The following is a 16,399-nucleotide window of genomic DNA, read 5'->3' as shown; positions in this document are numbered from 1 at the left end:
GGCGACGGGCGGGCGGCGGGTCAGTCCTCGGCGACCACGTCGGCGATGACGACGGTGACGTTGTCCGGACCGCCGGCGCGCAGCGCCAGGTCGATCAGCCGCCGGGCGCACTCGTCGCGGTCCGGGTGCCCGGCCAGCACCTCGGCGAGGGTGTCCGGACGTACCACGTTGGACAGGCCGTCGCTGCACAGCAGCCAGCGGTCGCCGGCCCGGGGCACCATGGTCGCGTACGCTGGGGAGACCTCGCCGCCCTGCAACGCCTGGGTGACCACGGCCCGGCGGGGGTGGCTCGCGGCCTGGTCGGGGGTGATCAGGCCCTGGTCGACGAGCATCTGCACGAAGGTGTCGTCGCGGGTGATCTGCTTGAGCACCCCCTCCCGGTAGAGGTAGGCGCGGGAGTCGCCGACGTGGGCCAGGGCGAGGCAGCTTCCGGTGCGGGCGAAGAGCAGGGCTGTCAGGGTGGTGCCCATGCCCTGCCGCTCGGGGTCCTCGCGCACGGCCTCGGCGATCCGCGCGGTCGCCTGCTCGATGCCGCTCTGCAAGGCGGCGACGAGGGCGTCCTCGGGTGTGGCCAGGTCCAGGGGTCCGACCGCGTCGATCGCGATGCGGCTGGCCAGGTCTCCGGCGGCCATCCCGCCCATGCCGTCGGCGACGGCGACGAGCCAGGTGCCGGAGTGCAGGGCGTCCTGGTTGCCGCTGCGGATCAGCCCGCGGTCGCTCGCCCCCACGGAACGCAGCTTCAGGGTCATGGCACGCAGCCTGCCAGTTGGAGGGCGCAGTTGTCTCTAGGAGATCGCGAGGACGCCGCGTGGCGCGGCGAATCTCACGCGGCGGGACGGGTCGACCAATCTTATTCAGCGACCTCAATTGACACGGCAGACACCCGCTGGAAATATCAGGTCGATAGTGGGAGCGCTCCCAGCATCGGCGCAGCCCCGTCCCCCGGAAGGATCCCCCGTGACGCCATCCCGACGACGTCGACGCCGCCTCGCGGCACTCGCCGCGGCGACCACCCTGGCCCTCACCGGCACCACCGCCGGTGTGGCCCACGCCGAGGTTCCGCCGGACGCCCCCGAGCAGCTGAAGAACGGCGACTTCAGCGAGGGCGTCTCCCCCTGGTTCTCGTACGGCACCGGCCCGCTCGGCGTGACCGACGGCCGGCTGTGCGCCACCGTGGCCGGCGGGCTGGCCAACCCCTGGGACGCCGGCATCGGCCAGGACGCCGTGCCGCTGACCGCCGGCTCCGAGTACGAGCTGTCCTTCGACATCACCGCCACCCCCGGGGCGAACGTCAAGGCCGTGCTCCAGCTCGGCGCCGCCCCCTACACGCAGTACGCCAGCGTGGACGCCGCCGCCACCGGCACCAGCGCGCACTTCGCCAAGACGTTCACCGCGAGCGAGGACAACCCGAGCGCGCAGATCATCTTCCAGGTCGGCGGTGCCGCCGCCGAGCAGACCATCTGCCTCGACAACGTCTCGCTGCGCGGCGGCGAGCCGCCGGTGCCGTACGAGCCGGACACCGGGCCCCGGGTGCGGGTCAACCAGGTCGGCTACCTGCCGGGCGGCCCGAAGAACGCCACCGTGGTCACCGAGGCCACCACCCCGTTCGCCTGGCAGCTGCGCTCCGCCGCCGGCGCGGTGGTGGCCAGCGGGCAGAGCAAGCCGCGCGGGGTCGACGAGGCGTCCGGGCAGAACGTGCAGACCATCGACTTCTCGTCGTTCCGCACGCCGGGCACCGGCTACACGCTCGTCGCCGACGGCGAGACCAGCCACCCGTTCGACATCTCCGGCACCCTCTACGACAAGCTGCGCAGCGACGCCCTCCAGTTCTTCTACATCCAGCGCAGCGGCATCGCCATCGACGGCGACCTGGTCGGCGAGGAGTACGCCCGCGCCGCCGGTCACGTCGGCGTCGCCCCCAACCAGGGCGACACCAGCGTGCCCTGCCAGCCGGGGGTCTGCGACTACTCCCTCGACGTGCGCGGCGGCTGGTACGACGCGGGCGACCACGGCAAGTACGTGGTCAACGGCGGCATCGCCACCTACCAGTTGCTGAACACCTTCGAGCGCACCAAGACGGCGGCCACCGCCGACGCCGGCGCGGGGCTGGCCGACAGCACCCTGCGGGTGCCCGAGCGCGGCAACGCCGTGCCCGACATCCTCGACGAGGCCCGCTGGGAGCTGGAGTTCCTGCTGCGCATGCAGGTGCCGGCCGGCAAGCCGCTGGCCGGGATGGCCCACCACAAGATCCACGACAAGAACTGGACGGGCCTGCCGCTCGACCCGGCCGCCGACCCGCAGCCGCGCGAGCTGCACCCGCCGTCCACGGCCGCCACGCTCAACCTGGCCGCCGTCGCCGCCCAGTGCGCCCGCCTGTTCGCCCCGTACGACGCGGCGTTCGCCACCCGCTGCGGCACCGCCGCGAAGACCGCGTACGCCGCCGCCAAGGCGCACCCCGCGATCTACGCCAGCCCCACTGACGGCACCGGCGGCGGCACGTACGACGACACCGACGTCAGCGACGAGTTCTACTGGGCCGCCGCCGAGCTGTTCCTGACCACCGGTGAGGCCGCGTACCTGACCGACCTGACCGCCTCGAAGCACCACACCGGCGCGGTCTTCGGCGACCAGGGCTTCGGCTGGCAGGGCGTCGCGGCGCTGGGCCGCCTCGACCTGGCCACCGTCCCCAGCGGCCTGCCGGCCGTCGAGCGCACCCGGGTCCGCGCCTCGGTGACCGCCGCCGCCGACCGTTACCTGGAGATCGCCGCCGGCCAGGCGTACGGGCTGCCCATGCCCGGCGACGCCAACAGCTACTTCTGGGGTGCCAACGGCAACATCACCAACAACGCGGTCGTGCTGGGCACCGCCTTCGACCTGACCCGCGACGCGAAGTACCGCGACGGGGCCGTGCAGGCGGCCGACTACCTGCTGGGCCGCAACGCGCTCAACATCTCGTACGTGACCGGGTGGGGCGAGCACACCGCGCGCAACCAGCACAGCCGGATGTACGCCAACCAGTTCGACCCCACCTCGCCCAACCCGCCCGCCGGCTCCCTCGCCGGTGGCGCGAACGCCGGCCTGCAGGACCCGTTCTCGTCGAACCTGCTCGCCGGCTGCAAGCCGATGTTCTGCTACGTCGACGACATCAACTCGTACTCGACCAACGAGATCGCGATCAACTGGAACTCGGCGCTGACCTGGCTGGCCTCGTTCCTCGCCGACCAGGACGACGCGCCGGCCGTGCCGGTGCCCACCTGCTCGGTGTCGTACGACAACTACGGCACCTGGCACGGCGGCACCGGGTTCACCGCCCAGGTGACCATCCGCAACACCGGCACCGCCGTCGTGAACGGCTGGACCGCGAAGTTCGCCTTCACCGGTGACCAGAAGGTGCGGGAGGCGTGGATGGCGAAGGTGACCCAGTCCGGGGCCACCGTGACGGCGAAGAACGAGTCGTACAACGCCCGGATCGACCCGGGCGGCGCGACGACCTTCGGCTTCAACGCCACCACCGGCGGCGGCGCGAACCCCGCGCCGGGCCTGGTCACGGTCAACGGCGCGCCCTGCACCCTGTCCTGACCCGACCATACGGAAAGGGTGGCCTCCCGTTCGGGGGGCCACCCTTTCGGCGTTCCGGCCGGCGGCGACGCCGCGCGGATCAGGGGGCGTCGTGCGCCCCGGCGGTGACCCCGCCCGCCATGCTCGGGGCGGCCTCGCCGCCGACCCAGACGTACGTCTTCCCGACCGTCGTCGTCGCGGCGAGGCCCCCGGCGAAGAGCTGGTTGACCCGGGACGCCTCGGCGGCGCTGGGGATCGCGTTGGTGCAGGACACCGGCGCGCTGCTGCCGGACATCAGGTCGGAGCAGAGGCCGGTGCGCTTGTCGGGCAGGCCGAGGATGTGGCCGATCTCGTGGGTGGCGATGCGGGTGCGGTTGTAGCCCTCGTTCACCGCCTCCCAGCCCATCCAGACCCGGCCGTTGCCCAGCGAGGTGGTCTGCGCCCGGGGCCAGCCGTTGTCGACGTAGATGGTGATGTTGCCGGGGGTGGCGGGCAGCAGCCGGACGGTGCTGACGTTGCTGTTCCAGATCTGGGCGGCCTGGTCGAAGTTGGTGCGGAACTCGCCGGCCCGGCTCGCGTCGTAGTAGACGGTGCGGACGGCGGACGCGCTGGTGCCGGTGGCGGCCAGCACCCCGGCGGCGGCCAGGACGGTCGCGGCCAGGGCTCCGGCCGTACGCAGCAGGTGTCGTCGGATCACACGCACTCCTCGGAGGTCACGGCGGCAGCGCCGCCCCGATCGATGTGCGTCGATGATAGATCCAGCCTGGCCGATCCATCCGCATAGCGGCTGCGTCATACGAGCCGCGTCGGCCCCGCCCTCCCGGGTGACGGCTCAGCCGATCTCCTCGTCGACGAAGCACCAGCGCCACGCCTCCCCCGGCTGGATGGAGCGCATCACCGGGTGGCCGCTGGCCGCGAAGTGCTTCGACGCGTGCTGGTACGGCGACGAGTCGCAGCAGCCCACGTGCCCACAGGTCAGGCAGGACCGCAGGTGCACCCAGTCGGCGTTGCCGACGGCCACGCAGTCCGGGCACTCCGTCGTGGTGCCCGGCTCGGCCGTGCCCGCCCCCGCCAGGTGCTCGCAGCTCATGACTCCTCCTCCCGCCGCAGCAGCGACTCCTCCAGGTCCAGGTCGCGGTACGCCCGCACCAGCACCTCCTCCGGTATCCGGCCGGAGTCGCGGGCGGCCCGGAACACCTCCCGCTCCGCGTCGATCATCTCCTGCCGCAGCCGACCGTACGCCTGCGACGGCGTTTCCCGCTCGGTGCCGCCCAGCCGCTCCCACGCCAGGTTGGTGCGCTCCTGCGCCACCCGGCGCAGCCGCTCCACGACCGCCGTCGGCGCCGACTCGGCCAGCTCGTCGAGCCGCTCCCGGGCGGCCCGGCTGGCCTGCTGCTGCACGCCCGCCGCCGAGAGCGCGTCCTGCACCGGGTCGTCCGGGGGCAGCTTCAGCCGGCGGGCCACCGCCGGCAGCGTCGCGCCCTGGCCGACCAGCGTCACCACGATCACCGCGAAGGCCAGCCAGATGAACAACTGCCGGGGGTAGGGGCGGTCCTGCGCGAGGGTCAGCGGCAGGGCCAGCGCGGCGGCCAGGGTGACCACGCCCCGCATCCCGGCCCAGCCGATGACGATGGGGAACTTCGCCAACGGGGCCGGGTCCCGCTGCCGCACCCGGGGCACCAGGCGGGCCAGGTAGGTGGCCGGGAAGAGCCACACGAACCGGGTCAGGAAGACGGTGACCAGCACCGCGCCGGTGATCGCGGCGAGGAAGCCCAGCGGCTCGTCCAGGTCCCGCACCACCTCGCGCAGCTGGAGGCCGACCAGCAGGAAGACCAGCCCCTCCAGCAGGAACCGGACCAGCCGCCAGAACGCGCCGATCTGCAGCCGGGAGGCCGCCGACATCAGCAGTGGCATCTTGTGCCCGATCCCGAGGCCGGTCACCACCACGGCGACGACCCCGGAGGCGTGGATCTCCTCGGCGGCGAAGACCACCGCGAACGGCACGATCAGCGACACCGCGTTGTCCAGCAGCGGGTCGGTGATCCGCTTGTGCAGGAACCCGAAGACCACCACCCCGAGCAGGCCCATCACGATGCCGCCGCCGGTGGCGACGAGCACCTCCCAGGCCACGTCGCCGACCCCGACCGAGGTGCCGATCGTCGCCATCGTGGCCACCCGCAGCAGCACCAGCGCGGTGGCGTCGTTGATCAGGCTCTCGCCCTCCAGGATCGTCACCACCCGGCGGGGCAGGCCGATCCGGCGGGCCACGGCGGTGGCCGCGACCGCGTCCGGCGGGGCGACCACCGCGCCGAGGGCCAGGCAGACGGCGAACGGCACCGCCGGCAGCAGCAGGTGCACCACGAGGCCCACCGCGAACGCCGTGAAGATCACCAGCCCGACGGCGAGCAGCAGGATCGGCCGCAAATTGAGCCGGAACGCCGGCACCGACGTCTCCAGGGCCGCCACGTAGAGCAGCGGCGGCAGGATGCCCACCAGCACCAGGTCCGGGTCGAGCCGGACCTGGGGGAAGCCGGGCACGAAGGAGAGCGCGAGGCCGACCACCACGAGCAGGATCGGCGCGAGCAGCCCGAGCTTGCGGGCCAGCGCCGCGCCGAGCGTCGCGATGGCGAGGAAGACGACGACCTCGAACAGGGGCTCCATGGGGTACGAGCCTAGGGCCCCACCCGGCGCGGACCGATCACGCGGCCCGCAGTTTCGGCAGCACCTGGGCGCCGAACGTGTCGATGAAGGCCCGCTGCTGCTGCCCGACGTGGTGCAGGGCGATCTGGTCGAAGCCCAGCTCCACGTACTCCTGGAGCCAGCCGACGTGCCGGCCGAGGTCGGCCGAGACGTTGACCGTCGAGGCGACCTTCGCCATCGGCACGTCGGCGGAGACCACGTCGAAGTGCTCGGCGGTCTCCAGGTCCCAGCAGACCGGCGGCGCGAAGACGTTGCTGCGCCACTGGTCGTACGCGATCGCCTCGGCCTCGGCCTGCTCGGGCGCCCAGCTCACGTGCACCTGCAGGTGCAGCGGGCCCCGGCCCCCGGCGTCGCGGTAGGCGTCGATCATCTCGCGCAGGTGGCCCGTGGGGGCGTTGACGGTGATCAGCCCGTCGGCCCACTGCGCGCACCAGCGGGCGGTGGCCACGCTGACGGCCGCGCCGATCAGGGCCGGCGGCTGCTCGGGGCGGGTCCACAGCTTGGCCCGGTCGACCGTGACCAGGCCGTCGTGGCTGACCTCCTCGCCGGCCAGCAGCGCCCGGATCACGTCGACGCACTCGCGCAGCCGCGCGTTGCGCACGTCCTTGCGGGGCCACGGGTCGCCGGTGATGTGCTCGTTGCTGGCCTCGCCGGTGCCCAGCGCCGCCCAGAACCGGCCGGGGTACATCGCGCCGAGGGTGCCGATGGCCTGGGCGATGATCGCCGGGTGGTAGCGCTGGCCCGGCGCGTTGACGACGCCGAAGGGCAGGTTGGTGGCCTGGAGGGCCGCGCCCAGCCAGGACCACGCGAACCCGGACTCGCCCTGCCGGGCGCTCCACGGGGAGAAGTGGTCCGAGGACATGGCGGCGTCGAAGCCGGCCCGCTCGGCGTGGATCACCGCCTCCAGCAGCCTGGCCGGGTGGATCTGCTCGTGGGACGCGTGGAAGCCGAACACCGTCATGGGCGCACCTCCTACCCGCGCCGGCGCCCGTTTACTCGGCGTGCGCCCCCGCGCCGGCCGTCGCCTCGCCCCGGCCCACCCAGACGGTCTTGGTGTTGCAGAACTCGCGCATGCCCAGCGCGGACAGCTCGCGGCCGTAGCCGGAGTTCTTCACGCCGCCGAAGGGCAGCTCGGGGAAGGAGGTCGTCATCCCGTTGACGAAGACGTTGCCGGCGTCCAGGTCGGTGGCGAAGCGCTCCTGCTCCTGCGGGTCGGTGGTCCAGGCGTTCGCGCCGAGGCCGAAGGCTGTCCCGTTGGCCACCTCGACCGCCTCGGCGTACGACGACACCCGGAACAGCCCCGCGACCGGCCCGAACACCTCCTCCGACCACATCCGCATCTCCGGCCGCAGGTCGGTGACGACGGTCGGCGGGTAGAACCAGCCCGGCCCGGCCGGCTTCTCGCCGCCGCAGAGCACGGTGGCGCCCTGCTCGACGGCGTCGCGGACCTGGGCGTCGATCTCGTCGCGGCCGCGTTCGCTGGCCAGCGGGCCGACGTCGGTGGCGGGGTCCATCGGGTCACCGACCCGCAGCGCGGCCATGTTCGCCGCGAACCGCTGCGCGAACGCGTCGAAGACGTCGGTGTGCACGATGAAGCGCTTGGCGGCGATGCAGGACTGCCCGTTGTTCTGGCAGCGGGCGGTGGTGGCGACCTCGGCCGCGCGGTCCAGGTCGGCCGACGGCATCACCACGAACGGGTCGCTGCCGCCCAACTCCAGGACGGTCTTCTTCAGCTCCCGGCCGGCGATCTGGGCGATGGACCGGCCGGCGCCCTCGCTGCCGGTGAGGGTCGCGGCGCGCACCCGGGGGTCGCTCAGGATCCGGTCGACGGCGTCCGAGCCGACGAGCAGGGTGGTGAACGCCCCCTCGCCGAAGCCGGCGCGGCGGAACAGGTCCTCCAGGTACAGGGCGGTCTGCGGCACGTTCGAGGCGTGCTTGAGCAGGCCGGTGTTGCCGGCCATCAGGGCGGGCGCGGCGAACCGCATCACCTGCCAGAGCGGGAAGTTCCACGGCATCACCGCCAGCACCGGCCCGATCGGCTGGTAGCGCACGAAGGCGCGGGCGGCCTTGACGGCGCGGGCGTCGGCGGGCTCGTCGGCGAGCATCCGCTCGGCGTGGGCGGCGTAGAACCGGCACGCCGAGGCGCACTTGGTGACCTCGGCCTGCGCGGCGGCGTACGTCTTGCCCATCTCCGTGGTCATCAGCCGGGCGGTCTCGTCGCGCTCGGCGTCGAGCAGGTCGGCGGCGGCGGTCAGCCACCGGCCCCGCTGGGCGACGGTGGTCCGGCGCAGGTCGCGGAAGGCCAGGTCGGCCCGCTCGATGGCGGCGTCGAGCTGGGCGTCCGACATGGGGTCGTACGACGTGAGCACCTGTCCGGTGGCGGGGTTGGTGGTGGCGATGGACATCTCGTACTCCTGTCACTCGAACAGCGAGTGCCGCGCGCCCGGGGACTCCCGGCGGCGCGCGGCACGGCGGCGCTGGATGACGACCAGGTCGACCGCGGCGACGACGGCGAAGACGGCGCAGACGACGCCGAGCCACACCACGCCGGCCCACACCGCCAGCACGGCGAAGATCACCATGGTCACGAGCCCGAAGCCGGCGAGTACGAGGCGGAGGTTCAACGCGCTGTACGCGTGGCCCACGGTGCCGCGGGCGCGACGGGGCTGCGATCTCGTCATCCCTGCGGGCTACCCCCGATCGGCCCGGTTAACCGGGCATCGGGTCGCGGTCGAGCCGATTACCACACGCGGGGACGCCCGGGGCGTCGAGTGCCGGAAAGCCGACAGCAGACCACCGCCCGCGCCGGTGACGCACGTAGGGTTGGCTGGCTGTCGCACTCCGCCGCGCGACAGGAAAGCAGCACTGGGGAAGCGGGACTGGGGAAGATGCCTCGACGCTGGGTCGCCGCCGTCGCCTGCCTGCTGGCCCTGGTCGCGCTCGCCTGCGAGAGCGGCGGCGAGGCCGGCCCGCGCCCTTCGGGCGGGTCACCGGCCCCGGGCACGCCGGCCGTCATGGCCGCCCTCGGCGACTCGATCAGCACCGGCTTCGGCTCCTGCCTGATGCTCAGCTCGTGCGAGCGCAACTCCTGGTCCACGGGTGACGGGCTGCGGGTGGACAGCCACTACCAGCGCCTGCTCGACCGCAACCCCAAGCTGCGCGGCGCGGCGCACAACCACGCCAAGCCGGGCGCGCGGGCGGCGGCGCTGGCCGGGCAGGCCGAGGCGGCCGTCCGCGACCGCGCCGACTACGTGACGGTGCTGATCGGCGCGAACGACGCGTGCCGCGACGACGTCGCCGCGATGACCCCGGCGGCGACGTTCCGCAAGCAGGTGGACGAGGGCCTGCGGGTGCTGCGCACGGGCCGCCCCAAGGCGCGGGTGCTGGTGGTCAGCGTCCCCGACCTGTACCGGCTCTGGGAGGTCGGGCACACCGACTCCCGGGCGGTGCGGGCGTGGGGGCACGGGGTGTGCCCCGCACTGCTGGCGAACGCCACCTCGACCGCGCCCGCCGACGTGACGCGCCGGGCGAAGGTGCGGGACCGCATCGACGCGTACAACGCCCAGTTGAAGTCGGCCTGCCGGGCGTACGGCTCGCGGTGCCGCTACGACGGCGGGGCGGTGCACCGCGTCCGCTTCACCCTCGACCTGGTCAACGCGCTGGACTGGTTCCACCCCAACGTCGCCGGCCAGGGCCGGCTGGCCGACGTGACCTGGCGCGCCGCCGGCTTCGACTGACCGGGCCGAGCCGGGCCTGGCCGGGCCGCCGGCTTCGGCTGACGGAGCCGGGCCGGCGGGGCACGCTCAGCGGGGCCGGGCCGGCCGGCGCATTCAGCGGGGCCGGGGGACGCCCCCGGCGGGACCCATGCTGCGGTAGAGCTGCCGCGACCGCTCGGCCAGGTCCTTGGTCGCCGACGAGTTCGCCCAGGTGCCGAGGATGATCGCGGCCCCCGGGATCACCTTGGCGAAGATCCGCTTCGCCGCGCGGACCCCGGCCATCTGGGCCAGCCGGACGCCCAGTCGCAGCATCACCTTGCCGAGCGCGGCCTGCCCGCCGGAGCCGAAGAGGGCCCCGGCGCGCTCCCGCCCGGCGGCCACCCCCAGCGCCAGGCGGGCGGTCTCGGCGACCTTGTGCACCTTCTGCAGCACCAGCAGGTCGGTGGCCCGGTCCGGGTGCGTCGGGTCGATCCCGTGCGCCGCCGCGATGTGCAGGACCATCCGCGCCTGGGTCCAGGCCAGCACCCCGACGTCGATCACCGCGCCGGGGAGCCCGGCCGCGCCGGAGACCGCCCCGGAGAGCCGGGCCCGGTTGACGAACCGGCGGACGGCCTGCTCGGCCAGCTCCTCCGTCGGGGCACCGGGGCGCTCCGCCCGCGCGCGGGCGGCCCACCGCGCCGCCTCCGGCCCCAGGCGGCGCACCGCCTCCAGGGCCAGGTGTTCCGGCGCGTACTGCGGGTCCTCCCGCATGCGGTCCCAGAGCCGGGCCGGCGGCCCCTCCGGCGCGTCCTCGGCGGCGACCGCCGGGACCGGCAACCCCGGTGCCGCCTCCGGCACCGCCGCTGCCGCCTGCGGTGGCGCCGGTGCCGCCGGAGGCGACGGGACCGGCATGGGGACGGTGGGCTGGCCGTCGACGGGGGCGGAATCGGTCACGGAGGCTCCCGGGGTCGGAGACGGGCGGTACGGCGGCGTCGGCGCGGTCAGCGCCGGCTGGACAGGCGGGAGGCGAGCTGCTTCAGCTTGCGCTGCGTCTCCGGCTTGGCCAGCTCGCGGCGGCCCCGGTCGACGAGTTGCTGCCCCTGCGGCGACCGGAGAAACCGGGTGAGCCGCTGCACCAGTGCTGACATGTCGTCCTCCTGTCGGTCGTCCTCCTCCATGTGTACCCTGCCCCGGCAAGCGCGAATCGTCCACTGTGGTCGATCGAGGGGTCCGACGGGCCACCGCCGGCACGCCCCGCGCGGGACGCCTGCGGGCAACCGGGGTCACATCCCGGCGGAGAGGAAGGCGTCCACCACCTCCGCGGCCCGCCACTCGTGCTGCGCGTAGAGGTCCGGGTAGGCGGAGATCTGCACGGACTGGGCCGCGACCGTCAGCGGCAGGTCCTCCCAGCCGGGGATCTCGGCGAGGGCGGCGAGGAACTGCCGGGTGGCGAACGCGGGGTCCATGAGCTGCCCCACCTCGCCCCAGCCGCTGCTGGCGCGCTGCTGGAACAGCCCGACGGAGTCGTGGTCCCAGCCGATGCCCTGGTGCGGGTACTCCTGCGACTCGGGCAGCACCCCGCTGGCGACGTTGTAGAGGTTGCTCTCCTGCATCGCGGTGGCCACCGCGATGACCAGACCCCGCCGGGGGAAGCCCAACTCCCGGCCGGTGCGCACGATCACCTTCGCGTTCGCCATCTGCGCCCGGGTCAGGCCGGCCACCGGCGCGGGGTCGGCGGGCCGCTTCGGCGCGACGCGCTTGCGGCTGGCCGACGGTGACGCGGTGGCCGACGGGACGCTGGCCGTAGACGTGGGTGTGGGGCTCGCCGAGGGGGTGGGCGTCGGGCCGGGCGCGCGGTCCAGCGACCGCGAGGCGGCCTCGGCGGCGGCGCGGCGGGCGAGGTCCACGTCGGCGGCGGGGGGCGCGCCCCGCCCGGTGTCCGCCGGCTCCTCCCGGGCCTGGGCCAGGGCGGCCAGGCCCAGGCAGCAGACCACTCCGGCGGCAACGGCCACCCCCGCCCGACGGCCCCGACGGGGAGGCCCGACGCGGCCGGGGTCACCGGCCGCCGACCGGTCCGCCGGCCCGTTCGGAACCGGGAGGTTACGTCTCCACCCGGAGGGGGTAGGAACCAGGCCAGCGAGGGAAGTGAGGGAAGTCCGGAGGCGCCCGGGGCGTGCGCCGCCGGCGATGGTGGTGGGTGGCCGTTCGGACGAGGGGGAAACGTCCGAACGGCCCACCGCCGTGTCCGGGCCGCGCTGGTCGTCGAGGATGCCGTCGTCACGCATTCGACGAGGCTAGGCAGGTCATTCCGGGATAACCCAGGCCCTCAGGGTGGCCCTCGCCACACCGACGGGCCGGCGATGCGGACACCCGGGCGACCGCCGCCACGGCCCGGCGCGGACGGGACGGGCCGGACGAACCTCCGGTACGCATCGACGGGCGCACCGGGCGGCCGACAACGTCCCGAAACCCGAGCGACCCACCCCCTCCCCGCCCACCCCGCCGATCGGACGACCCCGCCTCACCCGTCCGGCCCATCCCCGAGGGTGGCGGCGGGGCGGCCCGCCGAGCCGGGAGGGCAGCCGGGGACCGGGGCCGTTGCCTGATTGTGATCATGGATCGGGCGTGGGACCGCCCGACGCAGGAATGCACGAGGATGGCGGGTACGTTGCCCGAACCGGGAGCCGTGCGCGTCACGGTCCCGTACGCGCCAGCCCAGGGAGGTCCGCACCGGTGCTCGACCCACACGAGCTCTACGAGCTCTCCGACGATCTGCCCGAACTCGGACAGCCGGTCCTGCTCCAGGCCCTCACCGGCTTCGTCGACGCCGGAAGCGCCACCCGGCTGGCCCGTGAGCAGCTGTTCTCCTCCCTCGACGCCCGCCCCGTCGCCAGCTTCGACGTCGACCAGCTCTACGACTACCGGTCCCGGCGTCCCCCGATGACCTTCGTCGAGGACCACTGGGAGGACTACGACGCCCCCAAACTGGAGGTGCACCTGCTGCACGACGACGACGAGACCCCGTTCCTGCTGCTCAGCGGCCCCGAGCCGGACCTGCAGTGGGAGCGGTTCGTGGCCGCCGTCGGCGGGCTGGCCGCCCGACTCGACGTCCGGCTCACCGTCGGGCTCAACTCGATCCCGATGGCGGTGCCGCACACGCGCCCGACCGGGGTGACCGCGCACGCCACCCGCCGCGAGCTGATCTCCGGGTACGAGCCGTGGCTGCAGCGCGTCCAGGTCCCCGGCAGCGTGGGGCACCTGCTGGAGTTCCGCCTCGGCGAGCAGGGCCGCGACGCGCTCGGCTTCGCCGCCCACGTGCCGCACTACGTCGCCCAGGCCGAGTACCCGGCCGCCGCCGAGGTGCTGCTGGCATCGGTGTCGCGCAGCACCGGCCTGCTGCTGCCCCGCGACGGCCTGCGCTCGGCCGCCGAGGTGGTGCGGGTGGAGATCGACCGGCAGGTCGCCCAGACCGAGGACGCCGCCGCCCTGGTCTCGGCCCTGGAGGAGCAGTACGACGCGTTCGCCCGGGGGCGGGGCGAGAAGAACCTGCTCGCCACCGAGGGCGGTCCGCTGCCGACCGCCGACGAGCTGGGCGCGGAGCTGGAGCGGTTCCTGGCCGAGCAGGGCCGGCCGGGCGACACCCCGGGGAGCTGACCGGGCGGCCGGGGCGGGGATGCGGCAGGCTGGAGGCATGCGCCTGGCGACCTGGAACGTGAACTCGGTGAAGGCCCGCCTGCCCCGGCTGCTCGACTGGCTGGCCACCACCGCCCCCGACGTCGTCTGCCTCCAGGAGACGAAGTGCCCGGACGGGGCGTTCCCGGTGGCCGAGGTCGGCGAGCTGGGATACACGGTGGCCAGCCACAGCGACGGCCGGTGGAACGGGGTGGCGATCCTGTCCCGGGTCGGGCTGGCCGACGTGACGGTCGGCTTCCCCGGCGAGCCGGGCTTCCCCGAGCCGGAGGCCCGGGCCGTCTCGGCCACCTGCGACGGGCTGCGGGTCTGGTCCGTGTACGTGCCGAACGGCCGCGCCCCCGACGACCCGCACTACGCGTACAAGCTGGCCTGGTTCGCCGCCCTGCGCGACGCGCTGGAGCAGGAGCTGACCGGCGGGCTGCCGCTGGCCGTCTGCGGCGACTTCAACGTCGCCCCGACCGACGCCGACGTGTGGGATCCCGCCCTGTTCGTCACCTCCACCCACGTCACGCCGGCCGAGCGGGCCGCCCTCGCCGCCCTGCGTGACCTGGGGCTGGCCGACGTGGTGCCGACCCCGATGAAGGGGCCGCACCCGTTCACCTACTGGGACTACCGGGCCGGGATGTTCCACCAGAACAAGGGCATGCGCATCGACCTGGTCTACGCGTCCGCGCCGTTCGCCCGCGCGGTCCGCGCCGCGTACGTCGACCGGGAGGCCCGCAAGGGCAAGGGTCCCTCCGACCACGCCCCGATCGTGGTGGACGCCGACCTGGTCCCGGCCGTGGAGACGTTCTGAGTAGGGTGGGGCCATGGCAGTCGTGAAGATCAACGCGATCGATGTCCCCGAGGGCGCGGGCGAGGAGCTGGAGCGGCGGTTCGCGGCGCGGGCCGGCGCGGTGGAGGGCTCCCCCGGCTTCCTCGGCTTCGAGCTGCTGCGCCCGGTCGGCGGCGAGACGCGCTACTTCGTCTACACGCGCTGGGAGTCGGAGGAGGCGTACCAGAACTGGGCGGCCGGGCCGGCGCGGGCCGCGCATGCCGGCGGCGCGGGCGGCGAGCAGCGACGCCCGGTCTCCACCGGCGCGACCCTGCTGGAGTTCGAGGTGGTCCAGCAGGTGCCGGCCGCCGGCGGGCAGGGGTCCTGACCCCGCCGTCGACCCGTCACGGCACGGCCGGCGCGGCCGACCGCCAGCCCGCGCGGTGCAGCCGTTCGGCGCCGTCGAGCAGAAGGTCGAGGGCGAACTCGAACTCGAACTGCTCGTCGCAGCCCTGACCCACGGCCGCCAGGTCGCCCCCGGTGGCCGCCGTGGCGATGGCCAGGATGTGCGGGAACCGCCGCGCGAACTCGCGTGCCGTCGCCTCCTGCTCGTCCGGGGCGGGCGGTCGCGGGGCGGCCGGCTCGGGGGCGTTGAACAGCTCGGGGCTGAAGCCCCAGACCCGGTTGCCCAGGGCGTGCATGACGTGGTGGGTGAGGTCGGCGGAGAAGCCGCCGGCCAGGAACGCGCCGGCCAGCGAGTCGAGGTGGGCCAGGACGGTCGGCGTCCGGCTGGTGCGCGACTCGATGGCCTGCCGCGCCCAGGGGTGCCGGAGCACCACCCGCCGCGCCGCGAGGACCCGCTGCCGCACCGCGCCCTTCCAGTGCAGGCCCGGGTCCGGCGGCGCGATCCCGGCGATGACGGTGTCCACCATCCCGTCGAGCAGTTCCTCCTTGTCGGCGACGTGCTTGTAGAGCGCCATCGGCACCACGCCCAGGTCCTGGGCGAGCCGCCGCATGCTCACCGCCGCGATTCCGGCCTCGTCGGCGAGCGAGACGGCCGCCCGTAGCACGCGTTCCCGGTTGAGCCGCTCGCGCGCACCCACGTCGAAGCCCGGCATGACAAGTCCTCCACGGTCGCACCCTTGACGGTGTACGCCGTACACCTTACCGTGGGCGCGAAGGTGTACGACGTACACCTCGCCGCCGGGAAGGGGAGGGTGGAGATGACCGCCAGCACGGGAACCACAGCCGCACGGATGCCGGTGGGCTCGCCCGGGAGGAGGACGGCGCTGGTCGCGGGCGTGTTCTACCTGATCACCTTCCTCGCCTCGCTCCCCGCCGTGGCGCTCATCGACCCGGTGCTCAGCAACCCCGACTACATCGTCAGCGCCGGCAGCGACACCCGGGTGATCGCGGGCTGCCTGCTCGACCTCGTCAACGCCGTCGCCTGCGTGGGCACGGCCGTCGCGCTCTTCCCCGTGGTCAGGCGTCAGCACGAGGCCGCCGCGCTCGGCTTCGTCACCGCCCGCGTCCTCGAAGCCGCGATCATCGTCGTGGGCGTCGCGAGCCTGCTGGCGGTGGTGACGCTGCGGCAGCAGTTCACCGCCACGGCCGGCACCGACGCCCCCACCCTCGTCGCCGTCGGCACGTCGCTCGTCGCGGTCCGCGACTGGACGTTCCTGCTCGGCCCCGGCCTCGTCCCCGCCGCCAACGCGCTGCTGCTCGGCTACCTGATGTACCGCTCCGCGCTCGTGCCCCGGATCATTCCCGTGCTCGGGCTCGTCGGGGCGCCCCTGCTCGCCGCCTCGGCCGTGGCCACCATGTTCGGGCTCAACGAGCAGGCGTCCGCGCTCTCGGCGGTCCTGACCATCCCGGTGGCCGCGTGGGAGCTCTCGCTCGGGGTCTGGCTGGTCGTCAAGGGCTTCCGGCCGGCCCCGATCCTCGCCGGACCCACCGCCTGACCAGCCCATCCCTTGACCGGCCCATCCCTTGACCAGCC

General features: G+C 74.2%; 16 protein-coding genes and 1 pseudogene. 6 read left to right on the top strand and 11 right to left on the bottom strand.

The features are described 5' to 3' along the window. Positions 1 to 20: 20 nt before the first annotated feature. The gene (locus TK50_RS12200; RefSeq protein WP_043962844.1) at positions 21 to 749 is read right to left on the bottom strand and encodes a PP2C family protein-serine/threonine phosphatase; all 729 of its coding nucleotides are present in this window, start codon (positions 747 to 749) and stop codon (positions 21 to 23) included. A gap of 208 nt (positions 750 to 957) precedes the next feature. Between TK50_RS12200 and TK50_RS12195 the strand changes: the two genes are divergently transcribed. After that, a complete protein-coding gene (locus TK50_RS12195) occupies positions 958 to 3,579 on the top strand; it encodes a glycoside hydrolase family 9 protein (protein ID WP_043962843.1) in 2,622 nt (873 codons plus the stop codon). 109 nt (positions 3,580 to 3,688) lie between these two features. Here TK50_RS12195 and TK50_RS12190 read toward each other — a convergent pair. The 6 genes and pseudogenes from TK50_RS12190 to TK50_RS12165 form a co-directional block, all read right to left on the bottom strand. Further along, a pseudogene (locus TK50_RS12190) lies at positions 3,689 to 4,255 on the bottom strand (snapalysin family zinc-dependent metalloprotease); the annotation flags it as partial. A gap of 135 nt (positions 4,256 to 4,390) precedes the next feature. Continuing rightward, complete coding sequence (locus TK50_RS12185) at positions 4,391 to 4,648, bottom strand: UBP-type zinc finger domain-containing protein (protein ID WP_043962841.1); 258 nt, start codon at positions 4,646 to 4,648, stop codon at positions 4,391 to 4,393. Next, positions 4,645 to 6,219 (bottom strand): Na+/H+ antiporter, encoded by a 1,575-nt coding sequence (locus TK50_RS12180; RefSeq protein WP_043962840.1) that lies wholly within the window; start codon positions 6,217 to 6,219, stop codon positions 4,645 to 4,647. The genes TK50_RS12185 and TK50_RS12180 overlap by 4 nt, the downstream gene beginning before the upstream one ends. A gap of 37 nt (positions 6,220 to 6,256) precedes the next feature. Then, positions 6,257 to 7,219: a TIGR03885 family FMN-dependent LLM class oxidoreductase gene (locus TK50_RS12175; RefSeq protein WP_043962839.1), complete on the bottom strand. Its 963-nt coding sequence runs from the start codon at positions 7,217 to 7,219 to the stop codon at positions 6,257 to 6,259. 31 nt (positions 7,220 to 7,250) lie between these two features. Next, positions 7,251 to 8,663 (bottom strand): NADP-dependent succinic semialdehyde dehydrogenase, encoded by a 1,413-nt coding sequence (locus TK50_RS12170; RefSeq protein ID WP_043962838.1) that lies wholly within the window; start codon positions 8,661 to 8,663, stop codon positions 7,251 to 7,253. A 12-nt stretch (positions 8,664 to 8,675) separates the two neighbouring features. Beyond that, positions 8,676 to 8,939, bottom strand: a complete 264-nt coding sequence (locus tag TK50_RS12165) for a DUF6343 family protein (RefSeq protein ID WP_043962837.1) — start codon at positions 8,937 to 8,939, stop codon at positions 8,676 to 8,678. Positions 8,940 to 9,146: 207 nt separating this feature from the next. On the opposite strand from TK50_RS12165, the gene TK50_RS12160 reads away from it, so the two are divergent. Then, the gene (locus tag TK50_RS12160; RefSeq protein ID WP_043962836.1) at positions 9,147 to 9,995 is read left to right on the top strand and encodes a GDSL-type esterase/lipase family protein; all 849 of its coding nucleotides are present in this window, start codon (positions 9,147 to 9,149) and stop codon (positions 9,993 to 9,995) included. A 93-nt stretch (positions 9,996 to 10,088) separates the two neighbouring features. On the opposite strand, the gene TK50_RS12155 is transcribed toward TK50_RS12160, so the two are convergent. From TK50_RS12155 to TK50_RS12150, 3 genes are all read right to left on the bottom strand, one after another. Next, positions 10,089 to 10,907, bottom strand: a complete 819-nt coding sequence (locus tag TK50_RS12155; protein ID WP_144420221.1) for an EcsC family protein — start codon at positions 10,905 to 10,907, stop codon at positions 10,089 to 10,091. A 47-nt stretch (positions 10,908 to 10,954) separates the two neighbouring features. Then, positions 10,955 to 11,101 (bottom strand): hypothetical protein, encoded by a 147-nt coding sequence (locus TK50_RS34395; protein WP_176734219.1) that lies wholly within the window; start codon positions 11,099 to 11,101, stop codon positions 10,955 to 10,957. A gap of 135 nt (positions 11,102 to 11,236) precedes the next feature. Further along, on the bottom strand, positions 11,237 to 12,238 hold the full coding sequence (locus TK50_RS12150; RefSeq protein WP_052503703.1) for a hypothetical protein: 1,002 nt from the start codon (positions 12,236 to 12,238) through the stop codon (positions 11,237 to 11,239). Between the two features lie 448 nt (positions 12,239 to 12,686). On the opposite strand from TK50_RS12150, the gene TK50_RS12145 reads away from it, so the two are divergent. The 3 genes from TK50_RS12145 to TK50_RS12135 are packed head-to-tail and all read left to right on the top strand — an operon-like array spanning position 12,687 to position 14,788. Further along, positions 12,687 to 13,607, top strand: a complete 921-nt coding sequence (locus TK50_RS12145; protein WP_043962835.1) for a proteasome assembly chaperone family protein — start codon at positions 12,687 to 12,689, stop codon at positions 13,605 to 13,607. Positions 13,608 to 13,644: 37 nt separating this feature from the next. Then, on the top strand, positions 13,645 to 14,442 hold the full coding sequence (locus TK50_RS12140) for an exodeoxyribonuclease III (RefSeq protein ID WP_043962834.1): 798 nt from the start codon (positions 13,645 to 13,647) through the stop codon (positions 14,440 to 14,442). Between the two features lie 13 nt (positions 14,443 to 14,455). Beyond that, positions 14,456 to 14,788, top strand: a complete 333-nt coding sequence (locus TK50_RS12135; protein WP_043962833.1) for an antibiotic biosynthesis monooxygenase family protein — start codon at positions 14,456 to 14,458, stop codon at positions 14,786 to 14,788. Positions 14,789 to 14,804: 16 nt separating this feature from the next. On the opposite strand, the gene TK50_RS12130 is transcribed toward TK50_RS12135, so the two are convergent. Beyond that, positions 14,805 to 15,518 (bottom strand): TetR/AcrR family transcriptional regulator C-terminal domain-containing protein, encoded by a 714-nt coding sequence (locus tag TK50_RS12130; RefSeq protein ID WP_043962832.1) that lies wholly within the window; start codon positions 15,516 to 15,518, stop codon positions 14,805 to 14,807. Between the two features lie 63 nt (positions 15,519 to 15,581). Between TK50_RS12130 and TK50_RS12125 the strand changes: the two genes are divergently transcribed. After that, positions 15,582 to 16,361: a DUF4386 domain-containing protein gene (locus tag TK50_RS12125; protein ID WP_241773976.1), complete on the top strand. Its 780-nt coding sequence runs from the start codon at positions 15,582 to 15,584 to the stop codon at positions 16,359 to 16,361. Positions 16,362 to 16,399: the final 38 nt, after the last annotated feature.

Source organism: Micromonospora haikouensis (assembly GCF_000876225.1).
Classification (GTDB): Bacteria; Actinomycetota; Actinomycetes; order Mycobacteriales; family Micromonosporaceae; genus Micromonospora; species Micromonospora haikouensis.
This window is presented reverse-complemented; position numbering and strand designations above follow the sequence as displayed.

Excerpts from the sequence above, each read along its gene's own strand:
- TK50_RS12150 (WP_052503703.1), bottom strand. The coding sequence starts at position 12,238 with ATGCGTGACGACGGCATCCTCGACGACCAGCGCGGCCCGGACACGGCG.
- TK50_RS12175 (WP_043962839.1), bottom strand. The coding sequence starts at position 7,219 with ATGACGGTGTTCGGCTTCCACGCGTCCCACGAGCAGATCCACCCGGCC.
- TK50_RS12185 (WP_043962841.1), bottom strand. The coding sequence starts at position 4,648 with ATGAGCTGCGAGCACCTGGCGGGGGCGGGCACGGCCGAGCCGGGCACC.
- TK50_RS34395 (WP_176734219.1), bottom strand. The coding sequence starts at position 11,101 with ATGTCAGCACTGGTGCAGCGGCTCACCCGGTTTCTCCGGTCGCCGCAG.
- TK50_RS12140 (WP_043962834.1), top strand. The coding sequence starts at position 13,645 with ATGCGCCTGGCGACCTGGAACGTGAACTCGGTGAAGGCCCGCCTGCCC.
- TK50_RS12180 (WP_043962840.1), bottom strand. The coding sequence starts at position 6,219 with ATGGAGCCCCTGTTCGAGGTCGTCGTCTTCCTCGCCATCGCGACGCTC.
- TK50_RS12170 (WP_043962838.1), bottom strand. The coding sequence starts at position 8,663 with ATGTCCATCGCCACCACCAACCCCGCCACCGGACAGGTGCTCACGTCG.
- TK50_RS12165 (WP_043962837.1), bottom strand. The coding sequence starts at position 8,939 with ATGACGAGATCGCAGCCCCGTCGCGCCCGCGGCACCGTGGGCCACGCG.
- TK50_RS12130 (WP_043962832.1), bottom strand. The coding sequence starts at position 15,518 with ATGCCGGGCTTCGACGTGGGTGCGCGCGAGCGGCTCAACCGGGAACGC.
- TK50_RS12160 (WP_043962836.1), top strand. The coding sequence starts at position 9,147 with ATGCCTCGACGCTGGGTCGCCGCCGTCGCCTGCCTGCTGGCCCTGGTC.
- TK50_RS12200 (WP_043962844.1), bottom strand. The coding sequence starts at position 749 with ATGACCCTGAAGCTGCGTTCCGTGGGGGCGAGCGACCGCGGGCTGATC.
- TK50_RS12135 (WP_043962833.1), top strand. The coding sequence starts at position 14,456 with ATGGCAGTCGTGAAGATCAACGCGATCGATGTCCCCGAGGGCGCGGGC.